The organism is Streptomyces sp. LARHCF249, assembly GCF_052871255.1.
Map to the genome: position 1 here is coordinate 726,729 of NZ_JBIXJQ010000001.1, position 15,784 is coordinate 742,512.

The 15,784-nt window shown below is 73.8% G+C and carries 14 protein-coding genes; 4 read left to right on the forward strand and 10 right to left on the reverse strand.

Annotated features, from left to right (window positions below):
- Nucleotides 1-85: 85 nt before the first annotated feature.
- The 5 genes from ACIPUC_RS03520 to ACIPUC_RS03540 form a co-directional block, all read right to left on the reverse strand.
- A complete protein-coding gene (locus tag ACIPUC_RS03520; RefSeq protein WP_446586512.1) occupies nucleotides 86-565 on the reverse strand; it encodes a carboxymuconolactone decarboxylase family protein in 480 nt (159 codons plus the stop codon).
- Nucleotides 562-1,644 carry an NAD(P)H-dependent amine dehydrogenase family protein gene (locus tag ACIPUC_RS03525; protein WP_446586513.1) on the reverse strand — a complete coding sequence of 361 codons (1,083 nt, stop codon included), beginning with the start codon at nucleotides 1,642-1,644 and terminating at the stop codon, nucleotides 562-564. The genes ACIPUC_RS03520 and ACIPUC_RS03525 overlap by 4 nt, the downstream gene beginning before the upstream one ends.
- A gap of 84 nt (nucleotides 1,645-1,728) precedes the next feature.
- Nucleotides 1,729-1,887 carry a DUF6126 family protein gene (locus ACIPUC_RS03530; protein WP_446586514.1) on the reverse strand — a complete coding sequence of 53 codons (159 nt, stop codon included), beginning with the start codon at nucleotides 1,885-1,887 and terminating at the stop codon, nucleotides 1,729-1,731.
- A 16-nt stretch (nucleotides 1,888-1,903) separates the two neighbouring features.
- Nucleotides 1,904-2,533 carry a helix-turn-helix domain-containing protein gene (locus ACIPUC_RS03535; protein WP_446586515.1) on the reverse strand — a complete coding sequence of 210 codons (630 nt, stop codon included), beginning with the start codon at nucleotides 2,531-2,533 and terminating at the stop codon, nucleotides 1,904-1,906.
- A gap of 70 nt (nucleotides 2,534-2,603) precedes the next feature.
- A complete protein-coding gene (locus ACIPUC_RS03540; protein WP_446586516.1) occupies nucleotides 2,604-4,139 on the reverse strand; it encodes an ATP-dependent DNA ligase in 1,536 nt (511 codons plus the stop codon).
- 162 nt (nucleotides 4,140-4,301) lie between these two features.
- Between ACIPUC_RS03540 and ACIPUC_RS03545 the strand changes: the two genes are divergently transcribed.
- Nucleotides 4,302-7,040, forward strand: coding sequence for an alpha/beta fold hydrolase (locus tag ACIPUC_RS03545; RefSeq protein ID WP_446586517.1), 2,739 nt, complete (start codon nucleotides 4,302-4,304; stop codon nucleotides 7,038-7,040).
- Nucleotides 7,037-7,900, forward strand: coding sequence for an ABC transporter permease (locus ACIPUC_RS03550; protein WP_446586518.1), 864 nt, complete (start codon nucleotides 7,037-7,039; stop codon nucleotides 7,898-7,900). Before ACIPUC_RS03545 ends, ACIPUC_RS03550 begins: the two co-directional genes overlap by 4 nt.
- Nucleotides 7,901-7,919: 19 nt before the next feature.
- Here the strand turns inward: ACIPUC_RS03550 and ACIPUC_RS03555 are convergent, their stop codons facing one another.
- From ACIPUC_RS03555 to ACIPUC_RS03575, 5 genes are all read right to left on the reverse strand, one after another.
- Nucleotides 7,920-8,090, reverse strand: a complete 171-nt coding sequence (locus ACIPUC_RS03555; RefSeq protein ID WP_446586798.1) for a hypothetical protein — start codon at nucleotides 8,088-8,090, stop codon at nucleotides 7,920-7,922.
- Nucleotides 8,087-9,037, reverse strand: coding sequence for an aldo/keto reductase (locus tag ACIPUC_RS03560; RefSeq protein WP_446586519.1), 951 nt, complete (start codon nucleotides 9,035-9,037; stop codon nucleotides 8,087-8,089). The genes ACIPUC_RS03555 and ACIPUC_RS03560 overlap by 4 nt, the downstream gene beginning before the upstream one ends.
- A 154-nt stretch (nucleotides 9,038-9,191) precedes the next feature.
- A complete protein-coding gene (gene galK, locus ACIPUC_RS03565; protein WP_446586520.1) occupies nucleotides 9,192-10,349 on the reverse strand; it encodes a galactokinase in 1,158 nt (385 codons plus the stop codon).
- Nucleotides 10,346-11,386 (reverse strand): galactose-1-phosphate uridylyltransferase, encoded by a 1,041-nt coding sequence (galT, locus tag ACIPUC_RS03570; RefSeq protein ID WP_446586521.1) that lies wholly within the window; start codon nucleotides 11,384-11,386, stop codon nucleotides 10,346-10,348. The genes galK and galT overlap by 4 nt, the downstream gene beginning before the upstream one ends.
- Nucleotides 11,387-11,400: 14 nt before the next feature.
- On the reverse strand, nucleotides 11,401-13,197 hold the full coding sequence (locus ACIPUC_RS03575; RefSeq protein ID WP_446586522.1) for a glycoside hydrolase family 35 protein: 1,797 nt from the start codon (nucleotides 13,195-13,197) through the stop codon (nucleotides 11,401-11,403).
- A 167-nt stretch (nucleotides 13,198-13,364) separates the two neighbouring features.
- On the opposite strand from ACIPUC_RS03575, the gene ACIPUC_RS03580 reads away from it, so the two are divergent.
- Both ACIPUC_RS03580 and ACIPUC_RS03585 read left to right on the forward strand, forming a co-directional pair.
- Nucleotides 13,365-14,507 (forward strand): substrate-binding domain-containing protein, encoded by a 1,143-nt coding sequence (locus ACIPUC_RS03580; RefSeq protein ID WP_446586523.1) that lies wholly within the window; start codon nucleotides 13,365-13,367, stop codon nucleotides 14,505-14,507.
- Nucleotides 14,508-14,763: 256 nt separating this feature from the next.
- Nucleotides 14,764-15,768 (forward strand): ArsR/SmtB family transcription factor, encoded by a 1,005-nt coding sequence (locus ACIPUC_RS03585; protein WP_446586524.1) that lies wholly within the window; start codon nucleotides 14,764-14,766, stop codon nucleotides 15,766-15,768.
- Nucleotides 15,769-15,784: the final 16 nt, after the last annotated feature.

Sequence of the window (15,784 nt, forward strand, 5' to 3'; positions counted from 1 at the left end):
CGCCAGGTCCGTACGCACGACGGCCAGGTCCGCTACGCACGACCGCCGGGGCCGATCGGAATCACCGAGCGGCCCCGGACCCGTGTCAGTGACCCGGCAGCATGCAGACGCTGTCCAGGCCGAGCACGTGGTTGAGCCGGCCGAAGGCCAGCCAGGACCCGATGCTCATGGTCAGCTCCACGATCTCGAGCTGGCTGTAGTGCGCCGTCATCCGGTCCCAGAACTCGTCGTCGAGTCCGTGGTGGTCGAGGGTGTACCGCTCGGCGTACTCCGCCGCCAGCCGGGTGCGGTCGTCGAAGCGGTCGGTGGTGCGCCATTCTGTGACGGCGTCGGAGAACTCCTCCTCGACCTTCTCCCCCTCCCGTTCGGTGCGCCAGTCCAGGCAGAAGACGCAGCCGTTGATCTGCGCGACGCGCAGCCGGGCGGCCTCGAACTCGCGGAGCCCCAGGGTGGTGTGGGCGTACACGGACAGCGAGAAGTTGGCGGCGGCCATGCCGATGCCGGGGACCATGTCGCCCCACACGTACTCGATCGGGTGCTGGCCTTCGGGAATGTCGATCCTCATGACTGCTTCCTTCCGAGTTTGCCGATGGCGGGGCGCAGCGGGACGTCGAGGGCGTCGTAGAGCCCGGGTTCCGCCGCGCTGAGCCAGTCGATGGCACTCACCAGGCGCCCGACGGCGGTGGCGTTGCCGCCCGCCGATCGGTTCTCGCCCTCGTCGGTGGCCTCGACGGTGACCTCGATGCGCGGGCGGCCCTCGATGACGACCCGGTGGGCGCCGTCACCGCCGTCGGGCGGGGTGGGCCAGTCCGGGGCGCACGAGGCGTGGATACGGGTCACGTGCTCGATGACGATGCGGGGTTCCCCCTCGACGATGCCCTGTACCTCGAAGCGGATCGCTCCCTGGGTGCCGGCCTCGAACGCGCCCATCGTCCGGGTGGTCACGGTGGTGTCGAGGGGCCGCCGGTCCACCGTCTCGCGTATCTCGTCCAGCTCCACTCCGAGGGCACGGGCCATCATGCGTATCTGCCCGCCCCAGACCATGGCCGGGACCGAGGGCATGAGCATCATCGGCTCGTAGTCCATGGGCTGGCCCATGCCGACGAGGTAGCGGACGGAGTCCGGCTGGTCGTAGGTGGAGTAGTCGAAGATCTCCTGGCAGCGGATCGCGTCGATCGTGGTGCCGAGGCCGCTGAGCAGGAGCGGGAGGACGTCGTTGCCCCAGCCCGGGTCGACGCCGGAGGCGAAGAGCGAGCCGCCGCCCTCCGCGATGGCCGCCAGCACCGGATCCCGGAACTCCGGCGGTGCGCTGCGGTGGTCGTAGAGCGGGTACAGCGCGGGGCTGACGACCACCGCGCCGGAGCGGATCGCCCGGGTGATGTCGGCGAGGGCGTCGTCGGGCCGGACGTCACCGGACGCGGCGTACACCACGGCCCGGGGCCGGGCGGCCAGTACGGCTTCGATGTCGTCGGTGGCCTCGACGCCCAACAGGCGGCCGAGCCCGCCCAGTTCACCCGCGTCGCGGCCGACCTTGGCTGGATTGTGGACGATGACTGCGGAGAGCTTCAGCGCGGGATGGGCCTCGACGGCACGGATGGCCAAACGGCCGACGTTGCCGGTACCCCAGACAACCGTGGAAATCATGCGCGGAGGGTAGCCACAGGACCTGCACGTTTCCAGAGCCGTGCGGCCCCGGTCGTGCGGCCGGGAGCTCCGCGCCCGACGGCGTCACTGGTTCTCGGCGCCCAGGACGAAGAGGAGGTAGACGAAGAAGGCGAAGAGGTGGCCCACGAACAGGTAGGCGACCAGCCGGATCACCAGGCTCCGCGGGAACTTGCTCTCGATGCGTGCCCGCACGGAGGCGGCGGGCTTCTCTGCCTGTGACATGGGTACGGCTCCTCGGTTAGCGGTGATGAGTGGTGGTGGTGGCGCCGCCGCCCAGGCACAGCCCGGCAAGGCTGCTCTGCAGCAGGGTGTGGACGAACAGCAGGTCCGCTCCGCCGGCGTCGGCCCCCGCGATGCGGTGCGGGGTCAGCGAGTCGAAGTGCGCGCTGTCGCCGGGTTCCAGGAGGTGCTCGGCCTCCCCCAGGTGCAGGCGCAGCCGCCCGCCCAGTACGTACAGCCACTCCTCGCCGGGATGGACGCGGACCAGCTCGCCCGGGCCGCGGCCCTGCGGGACGTGCACGCGCAGGGCCTGCATCCCGCGCCCGGAGCCGCCCGCCTGCCAGTACGTCCATCCGTCGGCCTCGCGGGCGCCCGGACCGCCGGCCCGTACGATGGGGTCGGCGACGGCCGGGCTCTCGCCGAGCAGCTCGGAGACGGTCGTCCCGTAGGTCCGGGCGAGCGCGAGCAGCAGCGGCAGCGAGGGTTGGCGCCGGCCGGTCTCCAGGCGGGACAGGTGCGCGGGAGAGAGTCTGGCCCGCGCGGCGGCGGCTTCCAGGGTGAGCCCGGCTCGGCGGCGCAGGTCGCGTAGTTGCGGGGCCACGGCGGGCAGCTCGTCGCCCGCTTCCTCGGGGGCAAGACCGGGGTTCATGCCCCGATTGAGCCAGAGTCTTGCCTGCCTGGCAATCCGCTTTGCCTCTGAGGCAAAATCCTGTGCCGAGTCACCCGCCGCTGCCGCCTTCCAGCACCGTTTCCACCGTGTCGGCCTGCTCCGCGCTCTTGTCGGGGCGGTGTCTGAGCACCCGCGCGAAGCGCAGTGCTACCCCGGCCGGATAGCGGGAGGAGCGCTGCAGGCCGTCGTAGGCGATCTCGACCACCAACTCGGGCCGCACCCGCACGGTGAAGCCGTCGTCCGAGGTCGCCAGCGCGGTCAGCGCCTGCGTCTGCCAGCGCAGCATCTCGTCGGTGAGCCCCTTGAAGGTCTTGCCGAGCATCGCGTACGTGCCGTCGCCCGCCCGCGCCCCCAGATGCAGGTTGGACAGCAGCCCGGTGCGCCGCCCGTGGCCCCATTCGGCGGCCAGCACGACCAGGTCCAGGGTGTGCACCGGTTTCACCTTGAGCCAGTTCTTGCCGCGCCGGCCCGCCGCGTAGGCGGAGTCGAGGCCCTTGACCATCACCCCCTCGTGGCCGCGGCGCAGGGTCTCGGCCCAGAACTCCTGCGCCTGCGCACCCTGCGCCACCGGGTCCTCCACCTCGAGGCGCCGGACCCGGGCGCTCTCCGGCACCAGCGCGGCGAGGGTCCGGTACCGCTCGCGGACCGGGAGGTCGAGCAGGACGTCCGGCCCGGCGGCCAGGACGTCGAAGAAGTAGGGGACCACCGGGAGCGTGCGCCGGGCGGCCGCTACGTCGACGCGGGAGCCGACCCGGCTCGCGATCTCCTGGAAGGGGACCGGGCGGCCGTCGCCGGCCCGGCCGATGACCTCTCCGTCGAGGATGAACCGCTCCCCCGGCAGCGACCTGGCCAGGTCGGCCACCTCCGGCAGCCGGCCGGTGATCTCGTCCAGGGAGCGCGTGTACACCCGCACCTCGTCGCCCTCCCGGTGGACCTGGACCCGGATCCCGTCGAGCTTCTCCTCCACGGCGCAGGGCCCGAGCGCGGCCAGGGCCTCGGCGACCGATTTCGCGGTGCTCGCCAGCATGGGCTGTACGGGCTGCCCGACACGCAGGGTGAAGCCGGCGAGCGCCGCCGCGCCCCCGGCCAGGACGGCCGCCGCCACCCGGGGCAGCGAGCCGTCCAGCATCACCGCCCGGCGCAGGTCGGCGGCCGGTACCCCGGCGGCCGCGGCCACGCCCTCCAGGGCGACCGCGTCGAGCGCGCCCTGGCGCACCTCCCCGGACAGCAGGCTGCGCAGGAACCGCTGCTCGGCCCCGGTGGCCGCGCCCAGCAGTCCGTCGAGGATCCGGCGCCGCCCGGCCTGCGATCCCGCGCCCGCGACGGCGGCCAGCTCGGTCACCGCGTCGTCCACCGCCCGGACGGTGAGGGTGGGCTCCGGCGCGGGTGCCACGTCCTGTCCGAGGGCGCGCCAGCCGATGCCCGGCCGTCCTTGCGGGAGGCGCCCGGCGAGGTACGAGATGACCAGCGCGGCCTCCTCCGGGGACGTGGCGGCGAACAGCTCCGCGAGCAGGGCGGTCTTCCGGGACCGGGCGGAGGTGTCGGCGACCTCCCGGGACACGCGCGCGACCTCGGCCAGCAGCATGCGGCCATCCTCGCGCCGGACGGGGCTCCCCGCAGGTCGGGATCCGGCCTCCCGGCATACCGCGGGCGCGGTACACGGGGCGGACGGTGTACTCCTGCGGAAGGTGGGGACATCCCCCTGGGGACGCTCGGGTGCGGGGCGCCTGGCGATTAGGGTTCCCATATGAAGCTCCGACTGCCCAGGCGCCGCCGGGTCCGCCTGCTCGCCGGCGCCGCCGCCCTCGCCGTCGTCGCGGGAGCCGGGCCCTCGCTCGTGTCGGCCGCGGCCGGGGAGACTCCGGCCGTGCACCGCGAGGACCGCGTGGTGGACATGCCCGGCGCCGCGATCGACACCTCCTACTTCACCGCGGACGAAGGCTCGGGCAACGGCTCGGGCAACGGCTCCGAGGGGAAGAAACGTCCCGCTGTGCTCCTCGGACACGGTTTCGGCGGCAGCAAGGAGGACGTGCGCGCCCACGCCGAGCAGCTGGCCCGCGACGGGTACGCCGTCCTGACCTGGTCGGCGCGCGGCTTCGGCCGCTCCGGCGGCCGGATCGGGCTGAACGACCCCGAGTACGAGGTCAAGGACGTGTCCCGGCTCATCGACTGGCTCGCCACCCGGCCCGAGGTACGGCTCGACGCGGAGGGCGACCCGCGCGTCGGCGTGGCCGGCGCCTCCTACGGCGGGGCGGCCGCACTGCTCGCCGCCGGGTACGACCGGCGTGTGGACGCCATTGCCCCGCAGATCACCTACTGGAACCTGGCCGACTCCCTCTTCCCGAACGGGGTCTTCAAGAAGCTCTGGGCCGGGATCTTCTTCACCACCGGCTCCTCGGGCGGCATGCAGCCCGCGCAGCAGGGCCCGCAGGCGGGCGATCCGCTCGCCGCCCCCGGCTGCGGGCGCTTCCAGCCCGAGCTCTGCGCGATGTACGAGCGGGTCGCGGTGTCCGGGAAGCCCGACGCCGAGGCCCGGGCGCTGCTGGAGCAGCGCAGCCCGTCGGCCGTCGGCGCCCGGATCAAGGTGCCGACCCTGATCATGCAGGGGCAGGACGACTCCCTCTTCCCGCTGGACCAGGCCGATGCCATGGCCAAGGCCATCGCGGCGAACGGCGCGCCCGTCTCGGTGGACTGGGCGGCCGGCGGGCACGACGGCGGCATGCGCGAAGCCGACCGGACCGCGGCCCGTACGGCGGCCTGGTTCGAGCGGTACCTCCAGGGCGACGAGGCCGCCGACACCGGCCCGGCCTTCCGGGTCTCGCGCTCCGGCGGCATCGACTCGACCGACGGCCAGGTGCAGCTGCGCGGCGCGAGCGGTGAGCAGTACCCCGGACTGGCTTCGGACCCCAAGGAGTTCGCCCTCACCGGGCGCGAGCAGAGCTTCGCCAATCCGGCCGGCGGCGCGCCTCCCGCGCTGTCCTCACTGCCGGGCATCGGCGGGCAGCTCGCCGCCTTCGGAGCCGGACTCTCGCTGGACTTCCCGGGGCAGAACGCCCGGTTCGAGTCGCAGCCGCTGGCCCAGGAGGTACGGATCACCGGGGCGCCGACCGTCACCCTGAAGGTGAGGTCGACGGCCGCGGACGGTTCGGCCGTGCTGTTCGGCAAGGTGTACGACGTCGGCCCGGACGGCCGCCAGCAGGTGCTCCCGAGTCAGCTGGTGGCCCCGGTCCGGGTGGAGAACGCCCAGCAGGAGACGGCCGTCGAGCTGCGGCTGCCGGCGATCGACCACGCCGTCGAGGCGGGGCACCGGCTGCGGCTGGTGGTCGCCGCGACCGACCTGGGCTACGCGAGCCCGGCGGCGCCGGCCACCTACACGGTCTCGGCGCAGGGACCCCTCTCCGTGCCCGTCGCGTCGGGCGTACGGACCGCCTCGGCCGGGCTGCCCGCCTGGACGTGGGGGCTGCCGCTGGGCGCGGCGGCGCTGGCCGCGGCGCTGCTGGGGATCCGCAGGACCGGCCGGGGCAGTGCGGGGGCGGGGATGCGGGGACCGCAGCCGGACCCGGCGCTGGCCGGCGTACCGCTGGAAATCACCGGGCTGACGAAGCGCTACGCGAAGGCGGAGGACCGGTACGCGGTGCGGGACCTGTCGTTCCGGGTGGAGAAGGGGCAGGTGCTGGGGCTGCTCGGGCCCAACGGCGCCGGGAAGACCACCACCCTGCGGATGCTGATGGGGCTGATCTCGCCGGACGCCGGGGAGATCCGGGTGTTCGGGCACGCGGTGCGGGCCGGGGCGCCGGTGCTGTCGCGGGTCGGGGCCTTCGTGGAGGGCGCGGGTTTCCTGCCGCACCTGACGGGCCGGGCGAACCTGGAGCTGTACTGGCAGGCCACCGGCCGCCCGGCCGAGGACGCGCACCTGGCGGAGGCCCTGGAGATCGCCGGGCTCGGCGACGCGCTGGAGCGCGCGGTGCGCACGTACTCGCAGGGCATGCGGCAGCGGCTCGCGATCGCCCAGGCCATGCTCGGGATGCCGGATCTGCTGATCCTCGACGAGCCGACGAACGGTCTGGACCCGCCGCAGATCCGGGAGATGCGGGACGTGATGATCCGCTACGCGGCGGGCGGACGGACGGTCATCGTCTCCAGCCACCTCTTGTCGGAGGTGGAGCAGTCCTGTACGCACCTGGTGGTCATGGACCGCGGCAGGCTGGTGCAGGCGGGAGAGGTCGCGGAGATCACCGGCGGCGGGGACACCCTGCTGGTGTCGCTGGCGGGTCCGGTGGAGGCGGTGGTCGTCGAGAAGGTGGCGGCTCTGGAGGGAGTGGGTTCCGTGGTGGCCGCCGATGACGGGCTCCTCGTACGGCTCGAAGGCGTGACGGCCGCCGGGCTGATCGCCGAACTCGTGCGGCTGGAGGTGCCGGTGAGCGGAGTCGGGCCGCACCGGCGGCTCGAGGACGCGTTCCTGACCCTGATCGGAGGTGCGGCATGAGCGCCGTACAGGAGGTGGCCCCGGGCTACCACGCCGGCCGTACGCTGCCGCTGCGCGTGGAGGCGCTGCGCCAGTGGCGCAGGCGGCGGACGCTGGTGATGTTCGGGGTGCTGGCCGCGCTGCCGTTCATCATGCTCATCGCCTTCGCGGTGGGCGGCGGACCGGACGGCCCCGGCGGGGGCAGCGGACGGATCACTCTGATCGACACGGCGACGGCCTCGGGCGCGAACTTCGCGGCGACCTGCCTGTTCGTGTCGGCGGGCTTCCTGCTGGTGGTTCCGGTGGCGCTGTTCTGCGGGGACACGGTGGCGTCGGAGGCGAGCTGGTCCTCGCTGCGCTATCTGCTGGCCTCGCCGGTGCCGCGGGCACGGCTGCTGTGGAGCAAGCTGGTGGTGGCGCTCGGGTTCAGTCTGGCGGCGATGGTGCTGCTGCCGGTGGTGGCGCTGGCGGCGGGCACGGCCGCGTACGGCTGGGGGCCGCTGAAGCTCCCGACGGGCGGTGCGCTGGCCGCCGGGGACACCGTGCCGCGGCTCGCGCTGGCGGTCGCCTTCGTCTTCGTGTCGCAGCTGGTGACGGCGGGGCTGGCGTTCTGGCTGTCCACCCGGACGGACGCGCCGCTGGGCGCGGTGGGCGGCGCGGTCGGGCTGACGATCGTGGGGAACGTGCTGGACGCGGTCACGGCGCTGGGGTCGTGGCGCGAGTTCCTGCCGGCGCACTGGCAGTTCGCGTGGGCGGACGCGCTGCAGCCGCAGCTGGAGTGGGGCGGGATGGTCAAGGGGGCGGCGGTGTCGGTGTCGTACGCGCTGGTGCTGTTCGCCCTCGCCTTCCGGGGGTTCTCCCGCAAGGACATCACGTCCTGAGCGGGAGAACCCCGGCGGGTCACGGCAGGACGCGGACGGGTGAGCCGTCGAGGAACGCGGCGACGTCCTCGACGGCTTCGCCGTAGTACGTGGCGTAGTTGGCCCGCGTGACGACCGGGGACCAGTCGGCGAGCGAGGTCGCGGCCTCCTGGTAGTCGTCGAGGACCGCGCAGCGCAGCGTGCGCGTCACGCCGGGACGCCCGGCGCCACGGCGTCGATCGCGGCGAGCAGTTCGGCGTCCAGCGGGCGGTCGGCGACGGCCGCGTTGGCCCGTACCTGTTCGGCGGAGGTGGCTCCGGCGATGACGGAAGCACAGCCGGGCTGGGCGGCGAGCCAGCCGATGGCCAGTTCGAGGACGGTGCGGTCGTGCTTCTCGGCGAGGGAGGCCAGGGCTTCGACCACGTCCAGCCGTTCCTCCGTGAGGTACGCGTCGCGGCCTTCGAGGCGGGAACCGGGCGGGACGGGTGCGCCCCGGCGGATCTTGCCGGTGAGCAGGCCGTTGGCGAGCGGGAAGTACGGGAGCACGCCGACGCCGAAGTGCCGGGCGGCCGGGACCAGCTCGCGCTCGGCCGACCGCTCCAGCAGCGACCACTGGTTCTGCGCGGAGACGAAGGGCGCCGAGCCGGTCTCGCGGGCGACGTGGGCGGCTTCGGCGAGCTGCCAGCCGGCGAGGTTGGAGTGGCCGATGTAGCGGACCTTGCCCTCGGCGACGAGCTCGGTGAGCGCGGCGAGGGTCTCCGCGATCGGGGTGGCCGGGTCGGGGCTGTGCAGCTGGTACAGGTCGATGTGGTCGGTGCGCAGGCGGCGCAGGGACTCCTCGACCGCCCGCCGGATGTAGGCGCGGCCGCCGCGGGACCCGGCGGCGGGCCCGTACTTCATGTCCATGCCCGCGTAGCCGAACTTGGAGGCGAGCACGACCTGGTCCCGGCGGCCCTTGAGGGCCTGCCCGAGGTGGTTCTCGGAGCCGCCGAGGCCGCCGTAGATGTCGGCGGTGTCGAGGAGGGTGATGCCCGCGTCGAGCGCGGCGTCGACGACGGCGCGGGTGGCCTGGGCGTCGAGGCGGCCGCCGAAGTTGTTGCAGCCGAGCCCGACGGCGGACACCTGCAGACCCGAACTGCCCAGGGAGAGATAGCGCATGCGATTCGTGCCTCCGCACTCGTGCGATGCCTGACCGGCCGTCGGATCAGTCTAGAAGCCGCCCGGCGCGGCCGGCGCGGGAGGGCGGTCACCCGGGCGCGCGGCCAACGCGGACGTGCGGCCGGCGCGGGGTTCGGCTGGCTCAGGCGTGCGGCTAACTCAGGCGTGCGGCTCCCGCCGACGGGGATGCCGCCGTGATGCGGGGCGGCGCGTGGCCCGCCCGCCGGAAGGCGTCCGTCACGGCGCGCGTCACCGCGGGTTCGGCGGCCGCGTCGATCAGGGCGAGGGCCGAGCCGCCGAAGCCGCCGCCGGTCATCCGGGAACCGTAGGCCCCGGCCGCGTCGGCCGTGGCCACCGCCAGGTCGAGCTCCGGGCAGGAGACCTCGTAGTCGTCGCGCAGCGAGAGGTGCCCCTCGGTGAGCAGCGGGCCGGTCTCGCGCAGCCGCCCGGCGCGCAGCAACTCCTCGATCCGCAGGACCCGTTCGTTCTCGGTGACGACGTGCCGGACCCGTTTGCGGGCGACCGGGTCGTCGAGGCGGCTCAGCGCCCGCTCGAGCCCCTCGTACGGGAGGTCGCGGAGCGCGGGTAGGCCGAGGGTCGCGGCCGCCCGGTGGCAGGAGGCCAGGCGCTGCGCGTAGGCCCCGTCGGCCAGGGCGTGCTTGACCCGGGTGTCGATGACAAGGAGGCGCAGGCCCGCGGCCGCGCAGTCGAAGGGGATGTGGCGCTGTTCGAGGCTGCGGGTGTCCAGGTGGAGGGCGTGGCCGTCGGTCGCGCACGCCGAGGCCATCTGGTCCATGACCCCGCAGGGGACGCCGACGTACGCGTTCTCGGCGCGCCGGGCGGACGCCGCCAGTTCGGGGCGGGTGAGCGGAAGTCCGTACAGGTCGGCCAGGGCCAGAGCGGTGGCCACCTCCAGGGCGGCGGAGGAGGACAGGCCGGCGCCGGTCGGCACGTCGGACCGTACGTGCAGATCGGCGCCCCTGACCGGAAGATCAGCCTCCCGCAGGGCCCAGAACACCCCGGCCGGATATGCCGCCCAGCTCTCGGCGCCCTGCGGAGGGTGCGCCGGATCCAGTGCGGCGAGGTCGAGGGTCACCACACCGGCCGGGGTGTCGGCGGAGTGGAGCCTGAGGATCCCGTCAGTTCGCGGGGCGGCGGCCACCTCGGTGCGCTGCGGGAGGGCGAAGGGCAGCGCGAAGCCGTCGTTGTAGTCGGTGTGCTCGCCGATCAGGTTGACCCGGCCGGGCGCCGCCCAGACCCCCTCGGGCGGGTAACCGTACAACGCGTGGAATTCCTGGGCCGTCCCGGTCAAGGGGTCGCCACCTGCCTCAGCCGCGCGGCCGCGTCCTCGGGCCGGACGTCGTTCATGTAGGCCTCCATCCCGGATTCGGTCCCGGCGAGGTACTTCAGTTTGTCCGCGGTGCGCCGGACCGTGAACAGCTCCAGGTGGAGCGCGAAGTCCTCGCGGCCCTCGCCGAGCGGGGCCTGGTGCCAGGCGGAGATGTACGGGGTCGGGTCGGTACGGCCGAAGAGCCGGTCGAAGCGGCGCAGCAGCTCGAGGTAGATCCGGGGGAACTCGGCGCGGGCCGCGTCGCCCAGCGCGGGCAGGTCGGGGACCCGGTGGTGCGGGTAGAGGTGGACCTCGTACGGCCAGCGCGCCGCGTACGGCACGAAGGCGGTCCAGTGCTCTCCGGTGAGGACGGTCCGCGAGCCGTCGGCGCGTTCGGCGGCCAGCACCTCCTCGAAGAGGTTGCCGCCGGTGCGCGCCCGGTGCGCGGCGACGGTGGCGAGCATCCGGGTGGTGCGCGGGGTGACGAACGGGAAGGCGTAGATCTGGCCGTGCGGGTGCGCGAGGGTGACGCCGATCTCGGTGCCCCGGTTCTCGAAGCAGTAGACCTGGCGGACGCCTTCGCGGACGGAGAGTTCGGCGGTGCGGTCGGTCCATGCGGCCAGCACCAGCGCGGCGCGCTCCTCGTCGAGCTCGGCGAAGGAGGTGCGGTGGTCGGGGGTGAAGCAGATGACCTCGCAGCGGCCGGTGTCGCCGGCGAGGGAGGGGAAGCGGTTCTCGAAGACGGCCACCTCGTAGTCGGGGGCCGGGATCTCGCTCGCGCGTCCTTCGGTGGAGGGGCACAGCGGGCAGGCGTCGGCGGGTGGGTGGTAGGTGCGGCCCTGGCGGTGCGAGGCGATGACGACGCTGTCGCCGAGCAGCGGATCGCGCCGTACCTCGGAGGTGCTCGCGGTGGCCGCCCCGAGCGGGCGGGTGTCGGGGACGGCGCGGGCCGCGCCGTCGTTGGTGTCGTAGTAGAGGATCTCGCGGCCGTCGGCCAGGCGGGTGCTCGTGCGCTTCACGTGAGGATCCTCTCTCACTGGAGGGTGACGACCGTGCGGCGGCCGAGGTCGGGCCGGTCGCGCAGCGGCAGTTCGGTGCCGGGGCGCTCCAGTTCGAGGACGACGATCTCGTTCCCGCCCGTGTTCCACAGGGGGCCGGGGGCGTAGAGGGTGCGCTGGGGGCCGCGCGGGGTGTCGTGGTGGCCGAGGAGGAAGCCGTTCAGCCAGACCAGGCCGGTCCCCCAGCCGGACATGTCCACGAAGGCGTCGGCCGGTGCGCCGGTGAGCTGGTGGGTGAAGCGGTGGAAGACGGGCCGGCCTTCCTCGGAGTCGCCGGGCGCTTCGGCGGCGAAGTCGAGTCCGGTGAGGTCGGTGAGCGGCAGTGGGCGGATCTCCCACTCGAACAGCTGCTGGTGGCCGTGGCGTACGCCGCGCCAGATGCCCTTGCGGTCGTCGAGGAGCGGACCGTAGTTGACCCGGCCCTGCGCCCTGACGAGGACGTCGAGGACCAGGCCGGCCTCGCCGACGGGCAGGTCCAGTCCCTCGTCGGGGGCGTTGCGGTCGAGTACGCCCAGCGGCACTCCGTCGGCGAAGAGGTACGCGCGGTCGCCGAGGCCGTCGATCTTCACGGGCATGGCGGGGCGCGGGCCGGTGATCGTGGTCCGGTAGTGGATCATTCCGTGGCTCTGGCCGAGGCGTTCCATGGGCTCGGGAGCCGGGCGCAGCACCGGCGGCCCGCCGAGCAGGTCGAGGGCCGTCAGCAGCGGCGCGCGGCCCGCCGGGGTGGCGAGGGCGGGGGTGATCCGCGGTGGCGGCTCGGGCAGGGGGGCGTCGGGCAGCGGGACGTACCTGCCTATGACCTCGCGGAACGCATGGAACTTGGCGGTGAGTTCGCCGGCTTCGCCGATGGGCGCGTCGTAGTCGTAGCTGGTGACGGTGGGCTGGTAGCCGGCTTCCCCCGGGCGGGACCCGGTGTGGTTGGCGCCGGCCCAGAAGCCGAAGTTGGTGCCGCCGTGGGCCATGTAGAGGTTGACGGAGGCGCCGGTGGCGAGGAGTTCGTCGAGGGACGCGGCGGCGTCCTCGACGGCGCGGACGTGGTGGTCCTCGCCCCAGTGGTCGAACCAGCCGATCCAGAACTCCATCGCGGCGAGCGGGCCGGTCTGCTGGTAGCGGCGCAGGACGTCGAGCCGCTCGGCGGGCCGGGCGCCGAAGGTGGCGGTGGCGAGGCGGCCGGGGACCGTGCCGCCCTGGAGCATGGCGTCCTCGGGGCCGTCGGCGGTGAACAGCAGGCAGTCCACGCCGCGTTCGACGAGGGCCTGCTCCACGTGGGCGCGGTAGCGGCTGTCGTTGCCGTACGAGCCGTACTCGTTCTCGATCTGTACGGCGACGACCGGGCCGCCGCGGCTCGCGAGGAGGGGCAGCAGTTCGGGGACGACCAGGTCGAACCAGCCGTCCGCCTCGGCCTCGAAGCGGGGGTCGGAGCAGCGCAGGCGGAGGTCGTCGACGGCGAGGAGGCGGGCGGGCAGGCCGCCGAAGTCCCACTCGGCGCAGATGTAGGGGCCGGGGCGGACGATGGCGTCGAGGCCGAGGTCCCGGGCGGTGCGCAGGAAGCGGCCGAGGTCGCGCGGGCCGGTGAAATCGGCCTTGCCGGGGGCGGTCTCGTGGAAGTTCCAGGGGACGTACGTGTCCACGGTGTTCGCGCCCATCGCGCGCAGCCGCTTCAGCCGGTCCTCCCACAGGTCCGGGTGGACCCGGAAGTAGTGCAGGGCCCCCGAGACGATGCGGTGGGGGCGGTCTGCGCGCCGGAATCCGTCCTGGTCGTGCGTGAGCATGCGCTGACTCCCGAGAGAGGGTCGTGATGCCGTGAGGTGCGGGACTCCGCCGAATATATGAACGCTCCGACCGCGCCGTCAATGACAAGTTGATCGGAATCGATCGAATCGATCGGTTCGATTGCCTATGATGGCGCTGACGGAACGGCAGACCGCAGGGGGACCCCTTGAGACCACACGTAGACCAGCGTCAGGCACAGGTGCTCGCCCTCGTCCGGGCGCGGGGCAGTGTGCGCGTCGCGGAGCTGGCCCAGGAGCTGGGCGTCTCCCCCGTCACGCTGCGGCGGGACATCGAGGCGATGGCGGCGCGGGGCGAGATCCAGCGGATGCACGGGGTGATCAGCCGGGTGGAGGCCGGATCGGCGCCGGCGGCCGGGCGGGCGGGTGCGGGCGAGGCCGGGGCCTCGGCCTCGGCCGCCGCCGGTCCCGGGTATGCGGCCGGTGGCGGCGAGGGGCTCGTGATCGGGATGGTGGTCCCCACGACCGAGTACTACTACGCCGATGTCGTACGGGGGGCCCGCGCGGCCGTGGAGGCCCGCGGCGCGCGGCTGACGGTGGGCCTGACCCGCTACCTGCCGGGTGAGGACCGCACCCAGGCGGACCGGCTGCTGTCCACCGGGGCGCACGGACTGCTGCTGACCCCGAACTGGGAGGCCGGGTCGCCCGGGCCCGGGGAGGGGGGCTGGACGGTGGAACTCCCCGTTCCGACCGTCCTGGTGGAGCGGTGGGCGCCGCCGGGGCATCCGGCGGCGGCGCTGGACCGGGTGGCCTCCGACCACGCGCACGGCGCGGCCCGGGCGGTGCAGCACCTCGTGGGGCTGGGGCACCGGAGGATCGCGCTGGCCAGCCGGACCACGCCGACCACGGCGCGGCTGCGGGCCGGGTACGAGGCCGCCGTGGCCGCGCTCGGGCTGGAAAGCGCGCCGCCGTGGCCGCCGGCCGGGCCGGGCCCGCTTTCGGACGCGGACGCGTTCGCCCGGACCCTGGAGTACCTGTGCGACGCGGTGACGGCGGGCGGGGTGACCGCGGCGCTGATCCACAGCGACACCGATGCGATCATGCTGATCCCGCGGCTCCAGGCGCGGGGTGTGCGGGTGCCCGAGGACCTGGCGGTGATCACGTACGACGACGAGGTCGCCGGGATGGCCGACGTACCGCTGTCTGCGGTGGCGCCGGCCAAGCGGGAGGTGGGCACCCGGGCGGCTGAGCTGCTGCTGGACCGGCTGCTGGACCAGCGGTCGGGCAAGAACCCGCAGGACAGCCCCCGGCAGCACCTGGAACTGCTGCCGCGGCTGACCATCCGCACCTAGTGCTGTGGCGCGCTGAGCCGAGGCGCGGCGCGCTGATGCCGAACCGATCACTTCGATCGGGTTGCCCATGCGGGCTCGCATGTGGGCCGGGATGGCGGGCCTCGGACCCGGGGCGCTCCCGCCGCCCCCTGCCTGGCCCCGGCCGAGGTGTTTCCGGCCCTGGCTCAATAGCTCCTGGACTGGGCCCCGCGCACGGCGCAGACTGCGGTGAGCGTTCGCACGGGGGGTGGGGCGCACAGCGAGGGGGGACGGCTCGGTGCTGCGCATTCACTTCACCGCCGAGGACCTGGCCCGGACCCGGGTGGCCGCCACGATCGGCGCGGCCGCGGAGACCATGTACGGCCTGAGGCTGCTGCGTGACTGCGCCACCGCCGCCCTGCCCTTTCACCCTTGGAGGGCGACGGTGCGCGGGCGGCTGGGTGCGAGCGCGCGCCCGTTCACGAGCCTGCTGGCCGTCAACGGCCCGGACATCGACCTGACGACGCTGATGGGTGACACGCCGTCCATCGAGGAAGGGATCGACAACCTGATGCGGGCATCGCCCGCCCGATTGCGGACCGAGCTCGATCACATCGCCTTCCATCCCTCGCAGTTGTCGTGGGCCCGGAGCCTGGCGGAGGGCGGTCTCGAAACCCGCCGGCACTTCGCCGAAGGGCTCGCGGCCTGCAACGAGGCGATCGTCGCTCCCTACTGGAGCAGCGCGAGATCCCATGTGGAGGGAGTACGGGCGGCCTTCGCACGGACCATGCTCGACGGCGGGGTCGAACGCCTTCTGGAGGGGATGTGCGTCCCGCTGGTGCGGTGGCGGGCGCCCGTGCTGGAGGTGCGGTACCACCGGCATGTCGACGTCCGGCTCGCAGGACGCGGTCTCGTCATCGCGCCGACGGTCTTCCTGTGGCGGGACCCGGCGCTGCTGTGGGACCCGCAGGACGAGGCCTCGACGCCCACGCTCGCCCTTCCCACGATCGGTGACGCCAAGGCGGGCGCCGCGCTGTGGGGTGCTGCCGAGGCCGCCGACCGGTCGCTGGGCGCACTGCTGGGGCGCACCCGGGCCGCCGCGCTGAAGGTGGCCACCGAAGGGTGCAGCACCACCGAGCTGGCGCGGCGCCTCAACCTCTCGGTCGCGGCGGCCAGCGAGCATGCGACGGTACTGCGCAACGCCAACCTGATCACCACCAGCCGACGCGGCAAATCCGTGGTGCACACCATCACCCCGTTGGGCACGGAGCTCCTGGGAAGCCCGCCGGCCGAACACGGGTGATCTCGTGAGCAGTCTC

Bases quoted from the DNA above. Each gene is read 5' to 3' on its own strand.
- ACIPUC_RS03520 (WP_446586512.1), bottom strand. From the start codon at position 565: ATGAGGATCGACATTCCCGAAGGCCAGCACCCGATCGAGTACGTGTGG.
- ACIPUC_RS03525 (WP_446586513.1), bottom strand. From the start codon at position 1,644: ATGATTTCCACGGTTGTCTGGGGTACCGGCAACGTCGGCCGTTTGGCC.
- ACIPUC_RS03530 (WP_446586514.1), bottom strand. From the start codon at position 1,887: ATGTCACAGGCAGAGAAGCCCGCCGCCTCCGTGCGGGCACGCATCGAG.
- ACIPUC_RS03535 (WP_446586515.1), bottom strand. From the start codon at position 2,533: ATGAACCCCGGTCTTGCCCCCGAGGAAGCGGGCGACGAGCTGCCCGCC.
- ACIPUC_RS03540 (WP_446586516.1), bottom strand. From the start codon at position 4,139: ATGCTGCTGGCCGAGGTCGCGCGCGTGTCCCGGGAGGTCGCCGACACC.
- ACIPUC_RS03545 (WP_446586517.1), top strand. From the start codon at position 4,302: ATGAAGCTCCGACTGCCCAGGCGCCGCCGGGTCCGCCTGCTCGCCGGC.
- ACIPUC_RS03550 (WP_446586518.1), top strand. From the start codon at position 7,037: ATGAGCGCCGTACAGGAGGTGGCCCCGGGCTACCACGCCGGCCGTACG.
- ACIPUC_RS03560 (WP_446586519.1), bottom strand. From the start codon at position 9,037: ATGCGCTATCTCTCCCTGGGCAGTTCGGGTCTGCAGGTGTCCGCCGTC.
- ACIPUC_RS03575 (WP_446586522.1), bottom strand. From the start codon at position 13,197: ATGCTCACGCACGACCAGGACGGATTCCGGCGCGCAGACCGCCCCCAC.